We start from the raw sequence: 16081 nt of genomic DNA, 5'->3' as shown, positions 1-16081 counted from the left end.
CGATCCAGCCGGTCATTGCCACCACGGTCGCCCGGCGTCACGATCGACGGTTAGCGTGGTGGGCCTTCTTCGCGTCGATCGACTCGTAGCGGTCTACGAGTGATCCTGTGCGGAGAGGGCCGCCGCCCTTTCGGATCGGCTGCGGTTCCATGCCTGCTGCGGCCGGTCGGCCATCGCCAGGACCAGCTCGACGAAGTCAGAGCCCCAGCCGTCGACCGTGTCGGCGTCCACCGAGTCGGGTTCGTACTCGATGACACAGCGGAAGTCGCCCCCCGGAACGACGAGGAAGGTCCAGATGATCACGCCGCGACGGAACGAGGCGGGCTCCTCTTCCGGCAGGGTCACCGGTTCGACGCTGGTGGTGAAATCAGTGTCCTGGTGGTCCGCCGGCGCACTGACGTAGTTGAAACCGGCCGGCAGGACCATCGGATCGCCGGGCGGGTTCATCAGGGTGGGGTACATCCCGAGGAGCGACTCGGTGGGCAGCTGGTGCTGCTGGGCCTCGGCGCTCGCCTTGCGGGCACAGAGCATGAGGTCGAGGAAGGTCTTGCAGTCGTCGAACTCCAGCCGGACGGGAACGAGGTTCGCGAAGAACCCGATGGTGTCGTAGTACTCCCTGGCCGGCCGGCCGCTGTTCACGGTCATCAGCGTGATGTCGGTCTGGCCGGAGATCTTCTCCATCAGCACCATGTACGCCGCCAGGCAGACATGCCAGATGCTGCACCGGTTCCGGGCCGCGCCCGCGGTGACCTTCGCGAGGGTGTCGGGATCGATCGAGAAGTTCCGCACCGCGGTGCGTGCCGACTGGTTCTCGGGGTTGTAGGGCCGGTCGGCCGGCATCGTACACATCGCGGCGCCGGCCAGCTTGTCCTTCCAGTAGCGGCGCGCCTGCGCCGCCTTCTCGCTCTGCAGGAACTCCTGCTCCCAGGAGGCGAACCCGCTGTACGGAACCGGGTTCGGCAGCGTATGCGGCACCCCGGTCACCCTGGCCCGGTAGCAGGCCGCGATTTCGCTGCGGAGGACGCCGACCGACCAGCCGTCACTGTAGAGGTGGTGGCTCAGGAGGGTGAGCACGGCATCCTGGTCGTCGAATCGGTGCAGGACGGCGCGCAGCGACGGCGCCTGAAGGAAGTCCATCGACTCTTCGTTCACCTCGTGGAGCAGCTCGGCGGCGATCTCGTCGCGGGATCGGCCGGGGACCTCCGGAACGTCGTGCACGGCGAGCGGGACCGGCATCGGCGGCAGCACTTCCAGAGATCCGCTCATGCCGCTCTCGTCGTAGTGGACCCGGCTGCGCAGGGATTCCTGCCGTGCCACCACATCGTCGAGCGCGCCCTTGAGCGCGTCGACGTCCAGTTCGCCCTTGATGCGAAGCACATGTGCGCAGACGTGCTTCGGTGAGCGCTGGATGCCCATCGGGTCCTTCTGCCGGGAACTCAGCGGATACATGTTCACGGTGACACTCCAAAATCTGTCGTGCGAGGTCGGGGGACCGCCGGCCGTCAGGTCGTACCCGGCACCGGCCCGTCGTCAGACCTCGGTGCTCAGCGTGTCCAGGAGCCGGTCGAGCTCCGCCGCGGTGGGCGCGTCGAAGACTTCGTTCATCGATATCTCCAGGCCGACCGCCTGGCCGACGCGGCTGGCGATCAGCATGGCGTCGATGGACTCGCCGCCCATGGTGAAGAAGTCGTCGTCCAGGCCGCACCGGGGCCTGGCGAGCACCTCGGCGAAGATCGTGCACAGCACTTCCTGGCGAGCCGATTCCGGCGACCGGTAGGGCATCAGGCCCCGCAGATCAGGCGCCGGCAGCGCCCGCGGCTCCGGCGTCCCGTCGGAGGCCACCGGCATGGCGTCGACGACCACGATCGCCGCCGGCACCGCCGCGCCGGGCAGCGCCCCCCTGAGGTACTTGTGCAGCGCGGCCATGTCGAAGCCGGGGCTGCCGGGCACGACATAGGCCACATGGACCTGGCCGGCAGGATCCTGAGCATGTGTCAGGACGGCGACGTCCGCGAGTTCGGGGTAAGCGGCCAGCACGTCTCGCACGTCCTGGATCGCAGCAACAGCCATCAGTCGCTCACCTTCCATGCAGGCTCCCAGCGTTCCCCACAACCTTCGCAGCCCCGGACTCGGCGGCAATCTTCTCCATTGCTCAGATCGAGCCTGGCTGAGGCAATTGAAGAGATGCGCCTCAACCGACCCGCCGGAACAGTGGTGACCAAGCCAATGGACGAGTCCGGGAATCAGGAGATGTCGCGATGGCTCTGCCCAAAGTTGTGTCACGAGATGAATGGTTCGCGGCGCGTCTGCCCCTCCTCGCAAAGGAGAAGGAGCACAGCCGCGCACGGGACGCGCTGCATGCCGAACGGCAGAGCCTGCCGATGTTCCGTGTCGACAAGGATTACGGCTTCGACACACCCGACGGCAAGCGGAGCCTGCTCGAGCTGTTCGACGGCCGGCGACAGCTGATCATCTACCACTTCATGCTGCCGTCCGACACCGGCGGCAGCTTCTGCGTCGGCTGCTCGTTCTGGGTCGACAACATGCCCCACCACCTCGAGCACCTGCACGCCCGCGACACCTCGCTGGCGGTGGACTGCCCGGTGCCCCTGGCCGACTTCGTCGCGCACAAGGAGCGGATGGGCTGGACGGTCCCCGTGGTCTCCTCACTCGGCAGCAGCTTCTACGACGACTTCAACTTCGAGCTCGTCCCGGGAGCGACGAAGATACCCGGAATCAGCGTCTTCCTGCGCGGCGACGACGACGAGGTCTACTGCACCTATTCGACTGCCTTCCGCGGCACCGATCTGGTCAACAACACCTACAACTACCTCGACCTGACCTTCCTCGGGCGGCAGGAAGCCGATCTGCCCTTCAAGTGGGCCTGGTTGCGGTATCACGACCAGTACGAGAACTGAGCCGGTCCCCCGGGGGGCCGGCCGTTCGCCTGGCACAGGACGCTCAATATGGCCGGTACCCCCGCGGGGGTACCGGCCACATGTCATATCCGGACGTCGGCGCCGGTCAGGACTTCAGCACCTCGGCCAGTGCGTCGTCGATGGCGGCCGCGTCCTCGGGGATCATGCCGAACATGGTGAAGTGCCCCAGCGGACCTTCGATCACCCGCAGCCGGGCATTGCGGATCATGGCCGCGTCGCGCTCGTGATCCTCGACCGGGAACAGGAGGTCGTCGCCGAACGCGAAGGCAAAGAACTCGGCGGTGATCCGGCCGAGTGCCGCCTTCATGTCTCCGCCGGTGCACAGGCTGACGTCCGCGGCGCGCCACTTCGCCGCCTGGCGGAGCAGGTTGTTCGGGTCCATCGGCTGGAAGTGGCCGCGGGTGAATCCCAGGGTGAACTCCTCCGCGGCGGCGAATCCGATCCGGCGCCACACCTCGTCGCGGAAGAACCGGTAGCTGGTGCTGGTCGCGGCCCAGGCCATCGCATGCCTGCTCAGGCCGAGACGCACGTCGTCGGAGTCGGTGTAGAAGCCGTCCGCGAACGCGGGATCCGAGCGCAGGAGTTCACACTGCACGTCGAGCTGCAGCTGGTTCTGGACCGGGGTCTTCGCGGTGGCCGCGAACACGGCCGCCCGCAGCACCATCTCGGGGTGGCGCACCGCCCATTCGTAGGTCTGTTGACCGCCCATCGACCAGCCGAGCACCGTGTGCAGGGCCGTGATGCCGAACTGCTCGGTCACCAGCCGGTGCTGGGCCCGTACGTCGTCGGCGATGGTCACCGCGGGGAAGTGGCCGCGGTCGAACGGCGCCGGCGTGTTGCTCGGCGACGACGACAAGCCACTGCCGAACTGGTCGGGCAGGATGAGGAAGTACCGGGAAGGGTCGAGCGCGCGGCCCTCACCGATGAGCATCTGCATCGAGGCGGACGTGCCCGAGTACATGTGCGGCACGAGCACGGCGTTGTCCTTGGCCGTGTTCAGGCGGCCGAGCGTCCGGTACGCCAACCGCGCGGCGGGCAGCGTGTCCCCGCTGTCCAGCGTGTACGGACCGAGTTCGAAGTACTCATGCGGACCCTGCACCGCGGCAGAATAGTATTCGGCGCCCATTGTGACCTCCCAGGGAATGGCTCCAGACACGACTGTCCCGCCGCCGGCGGTGACCGTCTTCTCCACCCGTGCGCGCCTCCCGGGCACCGCAATCGAAGAGAATCCGAACCGTCCGCCCTCGCCAATAATCGGGAACACCGTTGTCGTCAGCGGTCAAGGCGTATTGGGTGCCACCATCCACGGTTGCGGAGGATTGATACACATGGCCAGCGCGGCAGAGGAACTCGATGCGGTTGTGGTCGGAGCCGGCTTCTCCGGTCTCTACATGCTTCACAAGCTTCGGGAAAAGGGGCTGTCGGTCAAGGTTTTCGAAGCCGGCGCCGAGATCGGCGGCACGTGGTACTGGAACAAGTACCCCGGCGCCCGGTGCGACGTGGAGAGCATGGACTATTCGTACTCGTTCGATCCCGAGCTGGAGCAGGAATGGGAGTGGACGGAGAAGTACCCGAGCCAGCCCGAGATCCTGTCCTACCTCCAGCACGTCGCCGACCGGTACGGCCTGCGGAAAGACGTGGTCCTGCGGACCCGGGTGACGCAGGCGAGCTTCGACGAGAGCACGTCCCGGTGGACCGTCCGGACCGATCAGGGCCACGAGGTGTCCGCGCGGTACTGCATCATGGCGACCGGCTGCCTGTCGAAGCCCAAGTTCCCCGAGGTGCCCGGCCTGGACAGGTTCTCGGGCCCCTGGTACCACACCGGCCTGTGGCCGGACAGCGCCGTCGACTTCAGCGGGCAGCGCGTCGGCGTGATCGGCACCGGCTCGTCGGGCATCCAGGTCATCCCGTTCGTCGCCGACCAGGCCGCCGATCTGACGGTGTTCCAGCGCACGCCGAACTACGTCCTGTCGTCGTTCAACGGGCCCATCGACCAGGACCGGGTCGCCGCCATCAAGGCGAACTACCGGCAGGCCCGCGAGGCGGCGCGGCAGTCCATCTTCGGCATCGCGGTGGACATGCCGACGAAGTCGGCGCTCGAGGTGAGCGACGAGGAGCGCCGGGAGGCCTACCAGAAGGGCTGGGAGCGCGGACACCTGAACGCGATCATCCAGGCCTACACCGACCTGATCTTCAACGAGGAGTCCAACGAGACCGCCGCGGAGTTCATCCGGGAGCAGGTCCGCGCCAAGGTCTCCGACCCGGCGACGGCGGCGAAGCTCGAGCCGCGCGGCTACCCGTACGGCACGAAGCGGCCCTGCCTCGACACCAGGTACTACGAGACGTTCAACCGCGAGAACGTCCACCTCGTCGATCTGCGGGAGGAAGCGCTCGTCGAGATCACGGAGACGGGCGTCCGGACCACCGCGGGCGAGTACGCGTTCGACACCCTGGTGATCGCCACGGGCTTCGACGCCATGACGGGCGCGCTCCTGGGCATCGACATCACCGGCAAGGGCGGTGTGTCGCTGAGCAAGAAGTGGCAGGACGGCCCGGACACCTACCTCGGTCTGGCGCTCTCGGGTTTCCCGAACCTGTTCACGATCACCGGTCCCGGCAGCCCGTCCGTGCTCAGCAACATGGTCGTCTCGATCGAGCAGCACGTCGAGTGGATCAGTGACCTGATCGACCACATGACCGCCAACGGCCACTCCGTGGTCGAGGCGGAAGCCACCGCGGAGAAGGAGTGGACCGACCACGTCCGCGCGGTCGGCGACATGACGCTGTTCCCCAAGGCGGATTCGTACTACGTCGGTGCCAACGTCCCCGGCAAGGCCCGCGTCCTCATGCCGTACGTCGGCGGCGTCGGGGGCTACCGGCAGAAGTGCGACGAGGTGGCGAGCGCCGATTACGCCGGGTTCGCGCTGCGGTGAGGTGGGCCCCGCGCCGCCGACCAGTCGGATCGGCGGCGCGGGGCACCATCCTGGCAAGCAGGAAGAATACGACCGGTCTGATCGAACCATAGCCTGGTCGCATCCACTTTGCGGAAACGGCTACGAGGGAGCGGATCCTGATGGAGAAGCGTTGTCCCGTATTGGATACGACGGGTCGGGATATCCACGCCGAAGCAGCCACGCTGCGGGCGCTCGGACCGGCGACCCAGGTCGAACTGCCCGGCGGCGTCGTGGTCTGGTCGGTGACCTCCCACAGCGTCATCAAGGAGATGCTGTCCAACCCGAAGGTCACCAAGAGCGCACGCAACCACTGGCCGGCGTTCTACAACGGCGAGCTGGCGCCGGACTGGGAGATGATCAGCTGGGTGGCCATGGACAACGTGTCCACCTCCTACGGCAAGGACCACGTGCGACTGCGCAAGCTCATCGGCAAGGCGTTCACCCCGCGCCGCACCGAGGCCATCCGCCCGCTGGTCGTCGGCCTGACCACGATGCTGCTCGACTCGCTCGAGGCGGTGCCCGCCGGCGAGGTCGTCGACCTCAAGGAGCGGTTCTGCTACCCGCTGCCGGGCATGCTGGTCGCCGAGCTGATCGGCATGGGCGAGGAGCAGCGCGCCGCCACCGCGAAGGTCATCGACATGATGATCGACACCACGGTGACCCCGGAGGTCGCGCAGGGCATCCTGCAGGGCTGGCGCGGCGCGATGGCGGACCTGATCGCCGAGAAGCGCGCCAACCCGGGCGAGGACATCACCAGCGACCTCATCGCCGCCCGCGACGAGGACGGCTCACGGCTGACCGAGCAGGAGCTGGCCGACACCATCTTCGCCATCCTGGGCGCCGGCTCGGAGACCACGATCAACTTCTTCGACAACGCCATCACCGAGCTGCTGACCCACCCCGAGCAGCTCGCGAAGGTCCTGTCGGGCGAGCACAGCTGGGACGACGTCATCGACGAGATTCTGCGCATGCAGTCCCCGCTGGCGAGCCTGCCGCTGCGCTACGCGGCCGAGGACATCGAGCTGGACGGCGTGACCATCCCCAAGGGCGACCCGATCCTGATCAACTACGCGGCGGTGGGCCGCGACCCCGACCTGCACCCGGACAACCCGGCGTGCTTCGACGTCGCCCGCGGCAGCAAGGACCACCTGTCCTTCGGCCACGGCCCGCACTACTGCCTGGGTGCCGGCATAGCCCGCCTGGCCGCCACGATCGGCCTGTCGGCCCTGTTCGAGCGCTTCCCGGACCTGTCCCTGGCCGTGGCGCGCGACGAGCTGGTGCCGATGCCGACGTTCATCATGAACGGCCACCGCTCCCTGCCCGTCCGGCTGCATGCGATGGCGAGCAGCACGGTCGCCTGATCGTACCGTTCAGGTGAGATGACGGTTCGTCGGGCTTGACGGAGCTGGTCGGTCAGTCGGCCGCGCGGGTGGCTGAGCTGGACAGCGGTTGGGCAAGGACTCCTCGAACTCTTCCGAGCCACCTTCATCGGACCTTCGATCGCGCACTGCGGCGAACTGGCGCCCGCAGTGGGTGAAGGTGATGTCCCCGACTCGCTTCGACAGGCCCTGCCACAGGTGGAAGCGGTCACCGACCTGCACCGCGTCCGGGGCGCCGTCGGTGATGCCCTGGCGGTGGCCCAGCGAGCCAACCCTGCGGACCACCTCAACGCCGGGATGTATGCGCAGCCGGCTGCCCGGCATCGCGCCCGGCCCGCAAGTCGATCGGGCAGCCGGGTGCCGGCATCGACCAGCAGCGTGCCGTAGACGTCCGTGTACAGCGCGAAGACATGGGAAGTCTTGCCAGGGCCATATCAACGAGTACACGGACACCGGCCGCTACGGCACTACACCCGCGACGGCCTGGGACCGCACCCATCCGAGGCTGACCACCCGCTCGGCGTTGACCGACCTTGACGGTGAACCCCTGCCGGTCTGGCCGTGGTCCTCGGCCAGCGGCATGACCAGCGACGATGTCGGTCTGCGCCGGCAGGCGTCCCCGTGCGGACTCGATCTTCAGCAGACCTTCCGCTTGGCGAAGCAGACCCTGGGCCGGACCCGCCCCGAACTCCTTACCGCCGAAGCCGCCGACCGCTGGACCTGGCTCGTGACGGCCGCCCGCACTCAGTTGCACCTCGCCCGGCAACGCGCCGCTGATCTCCGCCGCCCCTCGGGGAAGCCCGATGGGCAAGGCAGGAGCGGTTTCTGAGCACCTGACCGACAGCGCACTGTCGCGCTGCGATAAGGGCCGGCGCCACCGCAAGGGTGTCGCCGGCCCCGCCTCACGCTGCCGCGGTTGCCGGCAGAGCCCAGTGCATCCCGTCGGCCGACGGCACCAGCCCTCCATCGCGGACCGGTACCTGCTCGTCGATGGTGCCTCCGGTGGCGGCCTGCACCTGGATGTTGGCTCCAGCCTGCGCGACCGACCAGATCGCCTCCTCGACGTCCTGCCGGTTGCCGTAGGAGCCGGCGTTGACCAGGGCGCGCTCGTCCGAGGAGCCACCGCCGACGAGGGACACGAAGGACTGCAGTTCCGAGGCCGTGTTGCCGGTGACCCTCTTGGCCTTCCAGAAGTAGGACTCCTCGTCGGAGTGCATGTCGTAGAAGGAGACGAGGAAGTCGTGGAAGCGCATGTACTCCTGCCGGTACCGGGCTTCGTACTCCTCGAACAGCGTCTTCTCGTCCATCCCTGACTCGGTCGTCGGGCGCAGGGCGGTGTTGAGCGAGCGCGCGGTGAGCAGTCCGCCGTAGGTGGCCAGGTGCACGCCGGAGGAGAACACCGGGTCGATGAAGCCCGCCGCGTCGCCCACGAGCACCAGTCCCGGCCGCGAGAACTTCTCCTGGATGTAGGAGTAGTCCTTGCGCACCCGGATCTCGCCGTACGGGCCGCTGGTGACCCGCTGGGCGTCGGACAGGAAGTCGGCGATCATGGGGCACTCCGCGATCAGCTCGTCCAGTGCCTGCTCGCGGTCTCCCCGGACGCGGTCCAGCGCTTCGCGGTGCACCACCGCGCCCACGCTGGTGAGCTCGTCAGACAGCGGGATGTACCAGAACCAGCCGGCGCTGAAGGCGACGGCCAGGATGTTGCCGCTGGTCGGGGCGGGCATCCGCTTGCCGCCGGTGAAGTAGCCGAACAGCGCGAGGTTACGGAAGAACTCCGAGTACTGCCGCTTGCCGCCCACGCGGGAGTGGATGCGGCTCAGGTTCCCCGAGGCGTCCACCACGTACCGGCCGCGGAACTCGCGCCGCACGCCCGCGGCGTCGGTGCAGCTGACCCCACAGACCCGGCCGTTCTCCTCGATGACGTCGGTGACGGTGTGCTCCTCGTGCACGTCGACGCCGTTCCTTCTGGCGTTGTCGAGCAGGATCTGGTCGAACTTCATCCGCTCCACCTGGTAGGCGGGTGCCGCCGTGCCGGCGAATTGGGGCGAGATGCCGAAGTCGAACGTCCACGGCTCGGGGTTGGAGCCCCAGCGGAAAGTGCCGCCCCGCTTGACCGGGAACCCCGCCTCCTCGAGTTCCTCGGACACCCCGAGCAGCCGGCAGACGCCCTGCACGGTGGACGGCAGCAGCGACTCGCCGATCTGGTAGCGAGGGAACCGCTCCTTCTCCAGGAGTACGACCCGGTGCCCTTGCCGGGCCACCAACGTCGCCACCGTCGAACCGCCCGGGCCGCCGCCGACGACCACGACGTCAGTCTCAGTAATGTCTGTCATCGCTTTCCTTCGCTAAGTGCAGGCGGACGCCTGCGGCCTTCGACCGCGCCGACGGACTCGGCGCGAGACGGCTGATGGCTGTTGCTACCTGTCCATGGCCGCGACAGCTCGCTCGATCGCGACCCGCGCGTGCCACAAGTCGTCGGGCTCCCGGGGGATGTCGAGCACGAAGGTGCGGATGCCTCCGTTCAGGTACGTGGTCACCGCCTGTGCCACCTCGTCGTGGTTCCCCACCAGGTAGGGGCAGAAAGTGTGGTGATACCGGAAGGGAACCAGCCAGTAGGGCTGCCCCTCCGCCTCGTCGGGGATGGGCACGGAAGCCAGTCGCGGCTGCCAGGACGAGCCACCGGCGGACAGGAGCAGCTTCATTCGCTCGGCTCCCTCCGGGTCGGCCGGAAACCGCTTGTGGGCGATCCGCCACGCCTCGGCCGAGTCGTCCCGTGCGATGATGCCGATGCTGATGCCTGAGCCGAACTTGTTCTTGCGCACGTCGGGGCTCGCGAAATCCTCGGGCAGCACCGGGAACGAGAGTTGGCCGAGGCCCAGCGTCTCGCCGGCCTGCAGGCTGGCCGCCGAGGAGCCGGACACGTACGCCGTCGGCAGCAGGTCGTCGGGCACCGCCGTGGTGAGCCGGGCCCGCCGGACCGTGTAGTACTCGCCCGCGAAATTGGCCATGCCGCCACCGAGCAGCATGTTGACGATCGTCACGTACTCGGTGAGCCGGTCGTAGCGGGCGTCGTGCGACAGGGTGTCCCCCTGGACGGCGAGATCGCGGATGAATCCGCCGCTGACGTAGTTGATGTCGACTCGCCTGCCGTACAGGTGTGCAAGCGACGACACCGCCCTGGCCACCGCGAACGGGGTCTTGTCCAGCGGCTGTACCGCGACGAGCGGTACGAAGGAGGCGGTGTTCGCGATGGCCGCCTGGGCCGCCAGCCATACGTCCATCGAGGTGTTGTCGCTGTACACGAGGGCGCCGCGGTAGCCCGCGTCATCCACCCACCCGGCCAGCTCCAGCAGCGTGCGCAGGTGGGAATTCTGGCCGTGTCCGATACTGGACCGGACTGTCGAATAGAGGGTGACACCGCCGGCGGCCAGATCGATCATGTCGTCCCTCCCGCCTTGCGGCCGTGGTTTCGCGAATCAGGCTGTTCGGTCGCGGACACCGGGACCCGGCCGGCGACGCCGCTGACGGACGGGTCGGCGAGGAAGTCCCGCAGGCTGATCGTGATCCCGAACTGCTCTTCAAGCCGGGCGACGAGCACGGCGGAGAGCAGCGAGTGCCCGCCCAGCTCGAAGAAGCTGTCATCGACCCCGACCCGCTCCACCCCCAGGACCTCGGCGAACAGCTCGCACAGCAGCTTCTCGACGGGTGACGGCTCCCGGCCGGCCCCGGCGGTGAAAACGGGTGCGGGCAGGGCCTTTCGATCCAGCTTCCCGTTCGCCGTCAACGGCAGCGCGTCCAGGACCACCACCGCGGAGGGCACCATGTGGCTGGGCAGGACCTGTCCCGCCGCGGCCCGCAACCCCGCGGGATCCAGCACGTACCCGGCCGCCGGCTGCACATAGCCCACCAGCCGCCGGTCCCCCGGCCGGTCCTCCCGGACCACGACGACGGCTTGGTCCACTCCGGGCTGCCTGGCGAGCACCGCCTCGACCTCGCCCGGCTCGACCCGGAACCCGCGGACCTTGACCTGCTCGTCGACCCGGCCCAGATACTCCAGCTCGCCGTCTTCCTGCCAGCGCACCAGGTCGCCGGTGCGGTACATCCGCTCCCCCGACCCGAACGGGCAGGCCACGAACCGCTGCGCGGTCAGCCCGGGCTGATTCAGGTATCCCCGGGCCAGGCATGGTCCGGCCAGGTAAAGCTCCCCAGCCACGCCGGGCGGCACCGCTTCCAGCCGCGCGTCCAGCACATACGCTCGCACGTTCCAGATCGGCCCGCCGATCGGCGCGTCCCCTCCCGACAGCGGCGCGCTGATCGTCGTGCACACCGTCGTCTCGGTCGGGCCGTAGGCGTTGAACATCCGCCGGCCCGCCGACCACTCGACGGCCAACTCGCTGGGGAGGGCCTCACCGCCGACGACCAGACACTCCAACTCGTGCAGGCTTTCGGGTACCGCCCCGGCCAGAGCAGCCGGTGCCACCACCGCGTGGGTGGCTCGCAGCTCGCGCAACGTCTCGGCCAGCTCTTCCCCGGCCAGCGGCCCCGGCTCGGGAAGGACCAGCGCCGCACCGGCGGGCAGCGACGAGAGCAGCTCCAGCAGTGACATGTCAAAGCTCAGCGAAAGGAGCTGGGCCACCCGTGAGTCCGGGGTGGTCCCCAGAGTGCTGATCATGAACGCGGACAGGTTCGCCAGACCCAGATGGCTCACCACCACGCCCTTGGGACGCCCGGTGGACCCCGACGTGTAGATCACGTAGGCCGGATGTGCGGGCAGCAGCGGGGCCGGCCGGTCTTGATCGGTGACAACGCCGCCGGGCTGCCCCGCCACCGCCGCGGCGACCTCGGGGGCGTCCAGGACGACCAGTGGGCTCTGGGTGACCAGGCGCCCGCCGGCCTGCCGGCTCGTGACCACCGCGACCGGTGCGGCGTCGGTGAGCATGAACTCGATCCGGTCCGCCGGATAGCCCGGGTCGATCGGCAGATACGCCGCGCCGGTCTTGGACACCGCCAGCACCGCCGCCACCAGTTCCAGTGATCGCGGCAACGCCACCGCCACCACGCGCTCCGGCCCGGCGCCCAATCCCACCAGATACCGCGCCAGCCGACTCGACCACGCGTCCAACTCCGCGTACGTCCACGACACACCTGCGCACACCAACGCCACCGCGTCCGGCGTCCGCGCCACTTGCGCCGTGAAAAGCTCCGGCAACACCGTCACGGGCACATCCCGCGCCGTCGCGTTCCACCCCGAGACAACCAACTCGCGCTCAGCCGCCGTCAGCAGTCGCACGCCGCTGACCCGCAGCACCGGGTCGGCCGCGACCTGGCCCAGCAGCCGCACCAACCGTCCGGCCAGCGCTCGCACCGTGCCCACGTCGAACAGGTCCGCCGCGTACTCCAGCACGCCGCTGATCCCGTCCGGGGTGCCGTCCGGCCGGTGCCGCGACCGGAACGTCAGCGACAGGTCGAACTTGGCTGAGCCCGCGTCCAGCGGCACGTCCTGTGCCTGCAGACCAGGGACCTCCCACTGCCTGGCGGTGTCGTCGTCCGAGGCCAGCATCACCTGGAACAGCGGGTGGTGAGCGCTCGAACGAATCGGGTTCAGCACTTCCACCAGCCGTTCGAACGGGACATCCTGGTGCGCGTAGGCCGCTAGGTCCCGGTCGCGGACCCGGCCGAGCAGCTCCGTGAAACTCGGGTCGCCGGACAGGTCCGTTCGCAGCACCAACGTGTTGACGAAGAATCCGACCAGCTGGTACAGCCTCTCGTCACCACCGCGGCCGGCCACCGGAACACCGATCGGGATGTCGGTGCCCGCCCCGGACCGGGACAGCAGAACCGCCAGCCCGGCCTGGAGCACCATGAACAACGTCACCTGATGGGCCCGCGCCAGTTCCACCAGCGCGAGGTGCAGCTCCGCGTCCAGATCCATCGTGATGTGCGCACCCCGATAGGAGGGGTGCGCCGGGCGGGGCCGGTCGAACGGAAGCTCCAGGTGCTCGGGCAGGTCAGCCAGTGCCGACTGCCAGTAGGCCACCTGCCGAGCCAGTACGCTGTCACGCTCTTGGTCCCCGCCGAGCAGTTGGCGTTGCCACAGCGTGTAATCCGCATACTGCACCGGGAGCTCCGGCCACTGCGGCGCGTGGCCCGCCAACCGTGCCTGGTACGCCTCCCCCAGGTCCCGCAGCAGGACGCTGAGCGACCAGCCGTCGCTGGCGATGTGGTGCATCAGCAGCACCAACACGCACTCGTCAGGACCCAGCATGAACAGCCACGCCCGCACCGGCAGCTCGGCAGCCAGGTCGAACGCATACCGGGCCGCCTGGTCGGTCAGCACGGCCAGTTCGGACTCTCCGGCCTGCACCACCGTGACCTCGGGCACCGCCGACGCGGCCGCGGTCACGCGCTGGTACGGCTGCCCGTCCACCACCGGGAACGTCGTCCTCAGCACCTCGTGCCGCCCGACCACGTCGCGTAACGCCGCGGTCAGCGCTTCCGCGTCCACCTGCCCCCGCAGCCGCCACGCGACCGGCACGTTGTAGGTCGCGCTCGGCCCCTCCGACTGCGCCAGGAACCACAGCCGCTGCTGCGAGAACGACAACGGCAAGCGCTCCGGCCGGTCCGCCCGCACCAGCGCCGGCCACGCTTCCCCGGTCTCGTCCAGCGACCGCGCCAGCGACTCGACCGTCGGGTGGTCGAACACCGTCCGGATCTCCAGCTCCACGCCGAGCACCGACCGCACCCGGCTGATCAGCCGGGCCACCAGCAGCGAGTGTCCTCCCAGATCGAAGAAGCTGTCCTCGACCCCCACCCGCTCCACCCCGAGGACCTCGGCGAACAGCTCGCACAGGATCCCTTCGGCAGGGGTGGACGGCTCCCGGCCGGCCCCGCCGGCGAAGACAGGCGCGGGCAGGGCTTTTCGATCCAGCTTTCCGTTCGCCGACAGCGGCAGCGCGTCCAGGACCACCACCGCGACAGGCACCATGTGGACGGGCAGCACCTGGGCCGCGGCGGCCCGTATAGCGACCGCGTCCACCTGGCTCCCCGCCGCGGGCACGACATAGCCCACCAGCCGCCGGTCCCCCGGCCGGTCCTCGCGGGCCACCACCACGGCCCGGGCCACCCCGGGCTGCGCGGCCAGCACCGCCTCGATCTCGCCCGGCTCGATCCGAAACCCGTGGACCTGAACCTGCTCGTCGACCCGGCCCAGATACTCCAGCTCGCCGTCTTCCCGCCAGGACACCAGGTCGCCGGTCCGGTACATCCGCTCTCCGGACCCGAACGGACACGCCACGAACCGCTGCGCGGTCAGCCCGGGCTGGTTCAGGTATCCCCGAGCCAGGCACGGCCCGGCCAGATAAAGCTCCCCCGCCACCCCGGGCGGCACCGGTTCCAGTCGAGCATCCAGCACGTACGACCGCGCATTCCAGATCGGCTTCCCGATCGGCGGCGCATCCCCTCCCGACAGCGGCCCACTCACCGTCGTGCACACCGTCGCCTCGGTCGGGCCATACGCGTTGAACATCCGCCGGTCCGCCGACCACTCGGCGGCGACCTCGCCCGGGCAGGCCTCACCGCCGACCACCAGGCATTCCAACCCTGACAGCTGCTCCGGAGTCGCTCCGGACAGGGAAGCCGGCCCGACCAGGGCATGGGTGGCCCGCAGCCCGCGCAGCGCGTCGGCCAGCACCTCCCCGGCCAGTTGCCGCTGTTCCGGCAGGACCAGCGCCGCACCGGCGGGCAGCGACATGACCAGCTCCATGACGGCCGCGTCGAAACTCAGCGAGGCCACCTGACCGACCCGCGATTCCGGCCCGATCCCGAAGGTGTCGATGAGGAACGCGGACAGACTCGCCAGACCCAGATGGCTGACCACCACGCCCTTGGGGCGCCCCGTGGACCCCGACGTGTAGATCACATAGGCCGGGTGCGCAGGCAGCAGCGGCGCCAGCCGGTCCGCGTCGCCGACGCTGCTGTCCGGCAGTTCGGCCACCGCCGTGATCACCTGCGGGTCGTCCACATGGATCACGGTCACGCCGGCCACGTCCGGCAGGCGCGCGGAGGTGGCCCGGTCAGTGATCAGCAGGCCCGGCGCGGCGTCGGTGAGCATGAACTCGATCCGGTCCGCCGGATAGCCCGGATCGATCGGCAGATACGCCGCGCCGGCCTTGGACACCGCCAACACCGCCGCCACCATTTCCGACGACCGGGGCAGCACCACCGCCACCAGCCGCTCCGGTCCGGCACCCGACTCCACCAGATACCGCGCCTGCCGACTCGATCGCGCGTCCAACTCCGCGTACGTCCAGGACACACCTGCGCACACCAACGCCACCGCGTCCGGCGTCCGCGCCACTTGGGCCGTGAACAGCTCCGGCAACACCGTCACGGGCACATCCCGCGCCGTCGCGTTCCACCCCGAGACAGCCCACTCCGGCTGAAGGCCCATCTCAGTCATGACCGTTCGGCTTGGACAAGGCTGTTGGGGCGCATGTCAGTCCACCGCGCTTCGACATACTCGAGGCAATTCGAGCGGGAATCCATGTCGTGCGCCGTGACCCAGCCGGCCGGAACGGCGATGTCGGCGGGCCACAGGCTGTACTGCCCTTCGGAATTCACCAGGACCAGGTACAGGGCGTCAGGGTCCTCAAATGGATTAGACACGGAAACCTCATTCCCATTGACTATCAGATTCCTGGTGTGCCGAGTCGCAAGTTGGCCGGCGGTTGCACGGCGGGGTGATGCCTGGTCCGAAGCCGCTGGTGCTGGAGTCGTCCGATCGTGAACGCGGGGGGCACGGGGGCCG

General features: G+C 68.9%; 10 protein-coding genes and 1 pseudogene. 4 read left to right on the top strand and 7 right to left on the bottom strand.

The features are described from left to right. Positions 1–93 precede the first annotated feature (93 nt). The gene (locus tag ABZ823_RS08140) at positions 94–1449 is read right to left on the bottom strand and encodes a condensation domain-containing protein (RefSeq protein WP_361655888.1); all 1356 of its coding nucleotides are present in this window, start codon (positions 1447–1449) and stop codon (positions 94–96) included. Between the two features lie 81 nt (positions 1450–1530). Next, positions 1531–2070 carry a phosphopantetheine-binding protein gene (locus tag ABZ823_RS08135; protein ID WP_361655345.1) on the bottom strand — a complete coding sequence of 180 codons (540 nt, stop codon included), beginning with the start codon at positions 2068–2070 and terminating at the stop codon, positions 1531–1533. Between the two features lie 188 nt (positions 2071–2258). Here ABZ823_RS08135 and ABZ823_RS08130 point away from each other — a divergent pair, with 188 nt between their 5' ends. After that, complete coding sequence (locus ABZ823_RS08130) at positions 2259–2918, top strand: DUF899 domain-containing protein (protein WP_361655342.1); 660 nt, start codon at positions 2259–2261, stop codon at positions 2916–2918. Between the two features lie 106 nt (positions 2919–3024). On the opposite strand, the gene ABZ823_RS08125 is transcribed toward ABZ823_RS08130, so the two are convergent. Further along, positions 3025–4038, bottom strand: a complete 1014-nt coding sequence (locus ABZ823_RS08125; RefSeq protein ID WP_361655339.1) for an alpha/beta fold hydrolase — start codon at positions 4036–4038, stop codon at positions 3025–3027. 229 nt (positions 4039–4267) lie between these two features. Between ABZ823_RS08125 and ABZ823_RS08120 the strand changes: the two genes are divergently transcribed. The 3 genes and pseudogenes from ABZ823_RS08120 to ABZ823_RS08110 form a co-directional block, all read left to right on the top strand. After that, positions 4268–5872 (top strand): NAD(P)/FAD-dependent oxidoreductase, encoded by a 1605-nt coding sequence (locus ABZ823_RS08120; RefSeq protein ID WP_361655336.1) that lies wholly within the window; start codon positions 4268–4270, stop codon positions 5870–5872. A 161-nt stretch (positions 5873–6033) separates the two neighbouring features. Beyond that, a complete protein-coding gene (locus tag ABZ823_RS08115) occupies positions 6034–7254 on the top strand; it encodes a cytochrome P450 (protein ID WP_361655333.1) in 1221 nt (406 codons plus the stop codon). 469 nt (positions 7255–7723) lie between these two features. Further along, a pseudogene (locus tag ABZ823_RS08110) lies at positions 7724–8074 on the top strand (transposase); the annotation flags it as partial. Between the two features lie 100 nt (positions 8075–8174). Here the strand turns inward: ABZ823_RS08110 and ABZ823_RS08105 are convergent. The 4 genes from ABZ823_RS08105 to ABZ823_RS08090 form a co-directional block, all read right to left on the bottom strand. Beyond that, positions 8175–9608 (bottom strand): tryptophan 7-halogenase, encoded by a 1434-nt coding sequence (locus tag ABZ823_RS08105; protein WP_361655330.1) that lies wholly within the window; start codon positions 9606–9608, stop codon positions 8175–8177. An 84-nt stretch (positions 9609–9692) separates the two neighbouring features. Further along, the gene (locus ABZ823_RS08100; protein WP_361655327.1) at positions 9693–10715 is read right to left on the bottom strand and encodes an LLM class flavin-dependent oxidoreductase; all 1023 of its coding nucleotides are present in this window, start codon (positions 10713–10715) and stop codon (positions 9693–9695) included. Continuing rightward, positions 10712–15664 (bottom strand): amino acid adenylation domain-containing protein, encoded by a 4953-nt coding sequence (locus tag ABZ823_RS08095; protein WP_361655324.1) that lies wholly within the window; start codon positions 15662–15664, stop codon positions 10712–10714. Before ABZ823_RS08095 ends, ABZ823_RS08100 begins: the two co-directional genes overlap by 4 nt. 65 nt (positions 15665–15729) lie before the next feature. Beyond that, a complete protein-coding gene (locus ABZ823_RS08090) occupies positions 15730–15939 on the bottom strand; it encodes an MbtH family protein (protein ID WP_361655321.1) in 210 nt (69 codons plus the stop codon). Positions 15940–16081: the final 142 nt, after the last annotated feature.

The sequence above is a fragment of the Streptomyces sp. NPDC047079 genome, from assembly GCF_040643755.1.
Classification (GTDB): Bacteria; Actinomycetota; Actinomycetes; order Streptomycetales; family Streptomycetaceae; genus Streptomyces.
Note: the sequence above shows the minus strand (reverse complement) of the source record. Positions and strands in the feature narration are given on the sequence as shown.

What these genes read in the sequence shown, in the direction of transcription:
- ABZ823_RS08140 (WP_361655888.1), bottom strand. Translation starts at nt 1,449, where the DNA reads ATGTATCCGCTGAGTTCCCGGCAGAAGGACCCGATGGGCATCCAGCGC.
- ABZ823_RS08135 (WP_361655345.1), bottom strand. Translation starts at nt 2,070, where the DNA reads ATGGCTGTTGCTGCGATCCAGGACGTGCGAGACGTGCTGGCCGCTTAC.
- ABZ823_RS08130 (WP_361655342.1), top strand. Translation starts at nt 2,259, where the DNA reads ATGGCTCTGCCCAAAGTTGTGTCACGAGATGAATGGTTCGCGGCGCGT.
- ABZ823_RS08120 (WP_361655336.1), top strand. Translation starts at nt 4,268, where the DNA reads ATGGCCAGCGCGGCAGAGGAACTCGATGCGGTTGTGGTCGGAGCCGGC.
- ABZ823_RS08105 (WP_361655330.1), bottom strand. Translation starts at nt 9,608, where the DNA reads ATGACAGACATTACTGAGACTGACGTCGTGGTCGTCGGCGGCGGCCCG.
- ABZ823_RS08100 (WP_361655327.1), bottom strand. Translation starts at nt 10,715, where the DNA reads ATGATCGATCTGGCCGCCGGCGGTGTCACCCTCTATTCGACAGTCCGG.